The organism is Mesorhizobium sp. M7A.F.Ca.CA.002.15.2.1, from assembly GCF_003998715.1.
Classification (GTDB): Bacteria; Pseudomonadota; Alphaproteobacteria; order Rhizobiales; family Rhizobiaceae; genus Mesorhizobium; species Mesorhizobium ciceri.
The window spans coordinates 1-6216 of sequence record NZ_RZPI01000312.1 but is presented as its reverse complement, the minus strand read 5'-3'; the positions used below and the strand labels follow the sequence as shown (position 1 = coordinate 6216).

General features: G+C 64.3%; 7 protein-coding genes and 1 pseudogene. 6 read left to right on the top strand and 2 right to left on the bottom strand.

The window, feature by feature from the left end; translation table 11 throughout:
* The 5 genes and pseudogenes from ENZ74_RS18065 to moaB all read left to right on the top strand — a co-directional run.
* Positions 1 to 500 (top strand): annotated as a pseudogene (locus ENZ74_RS18065) (methyltransferase); the annotation flags it as partial.
* Between the two features lie 79 nt (positions 501 to 579).
* On the top strand, positions 580 to 1443 hold the full coding sequence (locus ENZ74_RS18060; RefSeq protein WP_027164178.1) for a S49 family peptidase: 864 nt from the start codon (positions 580 to 582) through the stop codon (positions 1441 to 1443).
* A gap of 83 nt (positions 1444 to 1526) precedes the next feature.
* Positions 1527 to 1712 (top strand): membrane protein, encoded by a 186-nt coding sequence (locus ENZ74_RS18055; RefSeq protein WP_027164179.1) that lies wholly within the window; start codon positions 1527 to 1529, stop codon positions 1710 to 1712.
* Positions 1713 to 1732: 20 nt separating this feature from the next.
* Positions 1733 to 2632 (top strand): 4-(cytidine 5'-diphospho)-2-C-methyl-D-erythritol kinase, encoded by a 900-nt coding sequence (locus tag ENZ74_RS18050; protein ID WP_063167651.1) that lies wholly within the window; start codon positions 1733 to 1735, stop codon positions 2630 to 2632.
* Positions 2619 to 3173, top strand: coding sequence for a molybdenum cofactor biosynthesis protein B (moaB, locus tag ENZ74_RS18045; protein ID WP_024502637.1), 555 nt, complete (start codon positions 2619 to 2621; stop codon positions 3171 to 3173). Before ENZ74_RS18050 ends, moaB begins: the two co-directional genes overlap by 14 nt.
* A 20-nt stretch (positions 3174 to 3193) precedes the next feature.
* On the opposite strand, the gene ENZ74_RS18040 is transcribed toward moaB, so the two are convergent.
* The gene (locus tag ENZ74_RS18040; protein ID WP_063167650.1) at positions 3194 to 4168 is read right to left on the bottom strand and encodes a hypothetical protein; all 975 of its coding nucleotides are present in this window, start codon (positions 4166 to 4168) and stop codon (positions 3194 to 3196) included.
* 143 nt (positions 4169 to 4311) lie between these two features.
* Positions 4312 to 4836: a glycosyltransferase gene (locus ENZ74_RS18035; RefSeq protein ID WP_063167649.1), complete on the bottom strand. Its 525-nt coding sequence runs from the start codon at positions 4834 to 4836 to the stop codon at positions 4312 to 4314.
* Between the two features lie 149 nt (positions 4837 to 4985).
* On the opposite strand from ENZ74_RS18035, the gene ENZ74_RS18030 reads away from it, so the two are divergent.
* Entirely contained in the window at positions 4986 to 6140 is a 1155-nt protein-coding gene (locus tag ENZ74_RS18030; RefSeq protein WP_023808673.1) for a PA0069 family radical SAM protein, read from the top strand.
* Positions 6141 to 6216 lie beyond the last annotated feature (76 nt).

Genomic DNA, 6216 nt, shown 5'->3' with positions numbered 1-6216 from the left:
ATGCCCATCTGAGCGATCGCGCCTCCGTGCTGGTCGCCGATGTCACCGTATCGGGCCGGGCGCGGGCGGCCGCCGGCCTCGCCGACAATGATTTCGACTTCGTCATCATGAACCCGCCCTTCAACGCTCCCCGGGACCGCGCCTCCCCCGATCGCCTCAGAAAAGAGGCCCATGTCATGGAGGACGGGGTGTTCGAGAGCTGGATCCGCAGTGCGGCGGCGGTGGTCAGGCCGCGCGGCGGGCTTGCCGTGATCGCCCGCCCCGAACAGCTCGGCGCCATTCTCGATGCGATCGCAGGGCGCTTCGGCGATGCCGAAATGCTCGCCGTCCACCCTCGCCCAGACGCCGCGGCAATCCGCATCGTTGTGCGGGCAGCGCTCGGGGCACGGGGAAAGCTTGCCATCCGCCCGCCCCTGATGCTGCACGCGCAATCAGGCAACGGCCCTGACGAGCGCAGCGAAATGATTACCAACGGCCTCGCCTCGCTGTTTGGAGATTGAGCTATTCTGCCTGGCCACATTGCCGTTGGCCGGGAAATCCCTACATGCCTGCAACCTATCGACCGGAGACCGCGCCCTCGTGAAACGCCTTATCAACCGCCTGCTGCCGAAATCCTGGCGCTCCACCGTCGTCACAATTCCGGTCATCCGGCTGCACGGCACCATCATGGCAGGCGGTGGCCAGTTCCGGCCGAGCCTGTCGCTGGCCTCCACCGCTGGCCTCATTGAGAAGGCGTTTTCCTACGACGCCCCGGCAGTCGCCATCTCGATCAATTCGCCCGGCGGCTCGCCGGTGCAGTCGCGGCTGATCTTCAAGCGCATCCGTGACCTGGCCACGGAAAAGAACAGAAAGGTACTGGTCTTCGTCGAAGACGTGGCGGCGTCGGGTGGCTACATGATCGCGGTTGCCGGTGATGAGATCTTCGCCGACCCATCCTCCATCGTCGGGTCGATCGGCGTGGTCTCGGCTTCGTTCGGCTTCCCGGAACTGATGAAGAAGATCGGCATCGAGCGACGCGTCCACACCGCCGGCCAGAACAAGGCGGTGCTCGACCCGTTCAAGCCCGAGAAAAAGGAAGATGTCGAGCGGCTGAAGGCGCTGCAGCTCGAGGTGCACGGCACGTTCATCGACCTCGTCAAGGAGCGGCGCGGCGCGAAACTGAAAGACGACCCGGACCTGTTCACCGGCCTGTTCTGGACCGGCATCAAGGGCCTTGAACTCGGCCTGGTCGATGCGCTCGGCGACATGCGCACGGTGCTCAAGACCCGTTTCGGGGCGAAAACCCAGCTCAGGCTGATCACGACACCGCGCGGTTTCCTCAGCCGCTTCGGCCTGTTTGGCTCAAGCAAGGGCTTTTCAGCGCCCGAGATCGCAGGCGCTGCCGCCAGCGGCCTGATCGATGCGGCGGAAGAGCGCGCATTGTGGTCTCGCTTCGAGCTTTGAAAACCCGGCAAAAGCGTCTAGCATGAGAGCTTAACCGACCCGACCGGCCACCTTCGCCGGCCCAGCGTGGGAGGAGTTTTGGTATGCCGCAGATCATTTTCTTCACCGTCGTTGGCGTCGCCGCCTATTTCGGCTACCGCACCTTCATCCGCGAAGCCGAACGCGTGACCGCCAAGGTGCGGCGTACCGAAAAGCAGACGGCCAACGGCGCGATGGGCACTTTGGTCAAGGATCCGAAGACCGGCGAGTACCGGCTGGCCAAGGACTGAGCACCATTTCGCAGACCATTGTGGACACCGACATCGGGTCGCGTAGCTGGCACGCGCACGCCAAGATCAATCTTGCGCTGCATGTCACCGGCAGGCGCCCTGACGGCTATCATCTGATCGAGAGCCTGGCGGTGTTCACGCGGTTTGGCGACAGGGTCGAAATCGCGCCTGCCGACAGCGATGAATTTACCGTGTCCGGCCGCTACGCCCCGGCGGTTCCTCTCGACGCCAGCAATCTGGTGCCTAGGGCGCGCGATGCCCTGCGACAGGCGGTCGGGCACGAGAGAACACCGCCGGTCGCTATCCGGCTGGAAAAGAACCTGCCGGTCGCCTCCGGCGTCGGCGGCGGTTCGAGCGACGCGGCGACCGTGCTGCGCGGGCTGGTGGAGACATGGGGCCTGGATATAGACGGCGCAGAGCTGGCGCGGATCGGCCTCTCGCTCGGCGCCGATGTGCCGATGTGCCTGGCGGCCAGACCTCTGGTCGCGCGCGGCATCGGAGATGAACTGTCGATGGTGCCGGATTTTTCGGCGCTTGGCCTGGTGCTGGTCAATCCGGGCACCCCGGTCTCGACGGCGGACGTCTTTGCGGCGCTTTCCCGGCGCGACAATGAGGCCTTGCCGCCGCTGCCGCGCAGCATCGATTTTCATAGCCTGCGCAACTGGCTGGAGATCACCCGCAACGACCTCGAGCCCGCCGCGCTGGCGATGCAGCCGGCTATCGGCAGGGCGCTTTCCTGGCTGAACAAGGCCGGATCCGGTTTTTCACGGATGTCCGGGTCCGGCGCCACCTGCTTCGGCCTGTTCGAGACCGGCAATGTCGCCAAGCGCGCCGCCGCCGAAATCCGCGGCCGCCAGCCCGACTGGTTCGTCGCGGCGACGCGCAGCATCGCATCGGAGGTATCTGATGGCCAGAATTGACGAGAGCCGCTCCTTCATTCCCGTGCGCATCGCGGTGCTGACCGTTTCAGATACGCGCAGCCTCGCCGACGACAAATCCGGCCAGACGCTGGCCGACCGCATCACCGAGGCCGGCCATATGCTGGCGGCCCGCGATATCGTCACCGACGATCGGGAAAAAATCCGCGACACGGTTCTGGCGTGGTCGCGGGACAAGAATATCGATGTCGTCATCACCACCGGCGGCACCGGTTTCACCGGCCGTGACGTGACGCCGGACGCGCTGGAGCCGATCTTCGAAAAGCGCATGGATGGCTTTTCGGAAGTGTTCCACCGGATCTCCTACGACAAGATCGGCACCTCGACGATCCAGAGCCGGGCGACCGGCGGCGTCGTCAACGCCACCTTCGTCTTCGTGCTGCCGGGTTCGCCAGGCGCCTGCAAGGACGCGTGGGACGGCATCCTGAAGGCACAGCTCGACTACCGGCATATGCCGTGCAACTTCGTCGAGATCATGCCGCGCCTGGACGAGCATTTGCGGCGCGGCAAATCAGCTCCGTAAAGCCGAGGCAAGCGTCGCTCTCAGCGGATGACCGGCTCGCCATGAAACCGCCGGCGCGACGGCGGCGAGACGCCGAAGCCGACTTCCATCATCAGTCGGGGCGTGCGTGCCGGCACGGTGCCCATATGGAAGCCAAAAGGGTCCTCGACGAAACCGAGACCGGCCTCGCCGGTCAGCGTCACCGGGCTCTGCTCGCCATAGACATCCAGGACCTGTTGCGCGGGGTGGCCAACCAGAAGCGTGAGCTGGTGCTTGAGGCTGCGGCGCTTGTGGCTGCCCCTGACATAGACATGCGGACCGGTGTCGGCGTCGACCGGCTTGAGGTAGAAGAAGAATTTCAGCATGCGCCAATCATCGAGGTCGAAATGATACTTGCCGAGCGAGGCGAGGTTCTTGTCGGCATCCGAAGCGGCACCGGTTAGAAAACTCCACCAGACGCGCGTCGTGATCAGTTTTGCCTGGCCGCCGAGATAGTGCGCGGCAATATCCAGAAGCAGCGGATCGCGCTGGATGGCAAGCGCCGCCGGGCAGTCGAGGATGCGCTCGAAAAAATGCCCGCTGAGCAGCGAGCGGCCAAGGCGTTTCTCGGCCTCGGCATGTTCCCCCGGCATGAATTCGAGACGGCGGTCGAAATTGCCGAAGCAAGGCGTGCGCCCGGCGAAGTCGGCGATCTCTTCATGGATATCAGGCGGCAGGACCAAGCCTGAGAACAGCCCGTCGGAGCGCAACGCATCGACGACCGCTCCCCGTTCGACACCGGCAAACATCGTATCCCCGGCATTGGCGACCGGGCGGGCGCGTTTTGCGCCCAGCCAATGCATGCGGCGTCCAGGCATTGTGCGCGCCAGCACGAACATCGGCAGCCAGGCGGGGTTTTCGCGCAGGTCCTTGAGATAGGTCGGAATGCGCACCGCGATGCGTCGCAACAGACTGCCGTCGCGCGCAATAGCCTCGAGACTGGCCGCGCCGGATGTGTCGGGGGTTGAAAGCTTCATTGGGTCCTCGGCTATGAGAGCACCACCGATGCCGCATCGGTGCTCGCCACTCGGCATGTCCCAAACCCAATTCCCGCTTGAACGGACGCTAACCCCGCGTCAGATTTTGTGCAATGCACAATGGCCTGAGCAGCTGCAAAAAATCATGTCGAGGAGCGGCGTTCCTGCTTGGCGGGCGCCATCCAGATCTCGGCGTCGAGCCGCTTCGTTGCGAGGCCGCGGGCGATGGCCTCAGCACTGCCGGCACTCTTGGCCGCGGCCGCCGCCTGACGCTTGCTGATCAGCAATCCGTCGGCCAGGGCGCGGTTTCCCGAAAAGACCCGTGCCAGGAATGGCGTGCGGCTGGCCCGCGTGCGCGAAAACCGTGCGGCCATGGTCTGCCTGGCCGTATGCGCGACAACCTCATCGATCCAGCCCTCCACCAACCGCGCGCCCGGTTCCAGGAGCAGCAACCAGTCCCCCTTGGCCTGGCGGATGCCGGCAGCGACACCGCCGGTCACGTACTGACAGCCGGCATGCTCGGCCACACGATGCGTCTGGTCGGCGGAGCCTGTGTCGCAGACGATGACTTCACGCACCACGCCTTCGACCGCGCCGCCAATCAGCGAGGCGAGCGTGCGGGCGAGGCCCTCCTCGTCATTGCGGGTTTCGATGAGAACACTGAGCATCCTTAGCCGAATAGCGGAAAGCGCCGCACAGCGCCAGTTTTGCATCGCACCATAGAAAGTTCTTGCTTTGTTCTCATCGATGAAATAGGAATAATTTCATGAACAGAGCGATTCGACACAACACGGACAGTCCCTGGGAGCGGGCGAAAATGGAACAGATCGTGCGCGCCGACATTGCAGCTTTCGGAGCAGGAAGAGCCGAGATGGCCAATGCGATGGTCGAGCAGAGCGGCATGCGTGTCCGCCCGGACCGCAACCGCGGCAGGTCGGCCGGCATCAACCCGTCCGGCCGATTCGAGCCAGTCAGCCGGCACGTGTTCGACGATGGCTGGAATTCGCTGGAAGAACTGCCCCCCTTCAAGACCGAAGTGCAGGTCGAGAAGCCGCGCACCATCATCACCCGCAACGAATCGCCCGACATTTCCTTCGACCGTTCCATCAACCCTTATCGCGGCTGCGAGCATGGCTGCGTCTATTGCTTTGCCCGCCCGACGCACGCGTTCATGGGCCTGTCGCCGGGTCTGGATTTCGAATCGAAGCTGTTCGCCAAACCTGATGCGGCGCGCTTGCTCGACAAGGAGCTTTCGAAGGACAGCTATCAGCCGCGCACCATCGCCATCGGCACCAACACCGACCCCTACCAGCCGATCGAGAAGCAATACCGGATCATGCGCGAAATCCTCGAAGTGCTGGAAGCGCGCGGCCATCCGGTCGGCATCGTGACAAAGTCCGCCCTGGTGACGCGCGATATCGATATCCTGTCGCGCATGGCCGAACGAGGGCTCGCCAAGGTGGCGCTGTCGGTGACGACGCTCGACCGCATGCTGGCGCGCACCATGGAGCCGCGCGCGTCGACGCCGACCAAGCGGCTGGAAGCGATCCGGCAGCTTTCGGATGCCGGCATTCCGGCGTCGGTCATGGTGGCTCCGATCATTCCGGGCCTGACTGATCCGGAGATGGAACGCATCCTCGATTCGGCACGTGCGGCCGGCGCGCGCGAGGCGGGTTATGTGATCCTGCGGCTGCCGCTGGAGGTCAGCCCGATCTTCAAGGACTGGCTGCTGCGCCATTATCCCGACCGTTACCGCCATGTGATGTCGCTTGTCCGCTCCATGCGTGACGGCAAAGACTACGATTCGGAATGGGGCAAGCGCATGAAGGGCGCCGGTCCCTATGCCTGGCAGATCGGCCGGCGCTTCGAGATCACAGCCAAGCGGCTTGGTCTCAATGCCGAACGGCGCACGCTGCGGACCGATCAGTTCGTTGCCGCCGGGAAAGACCAGGTGCAACTGACGCTGCTTTGAAGAGACAATTCGTCGCGATGGATTGATCCGTCGCGCACCAAGAATCCCGTCCGGCCTGCCCCGGCCTGCAGACGGT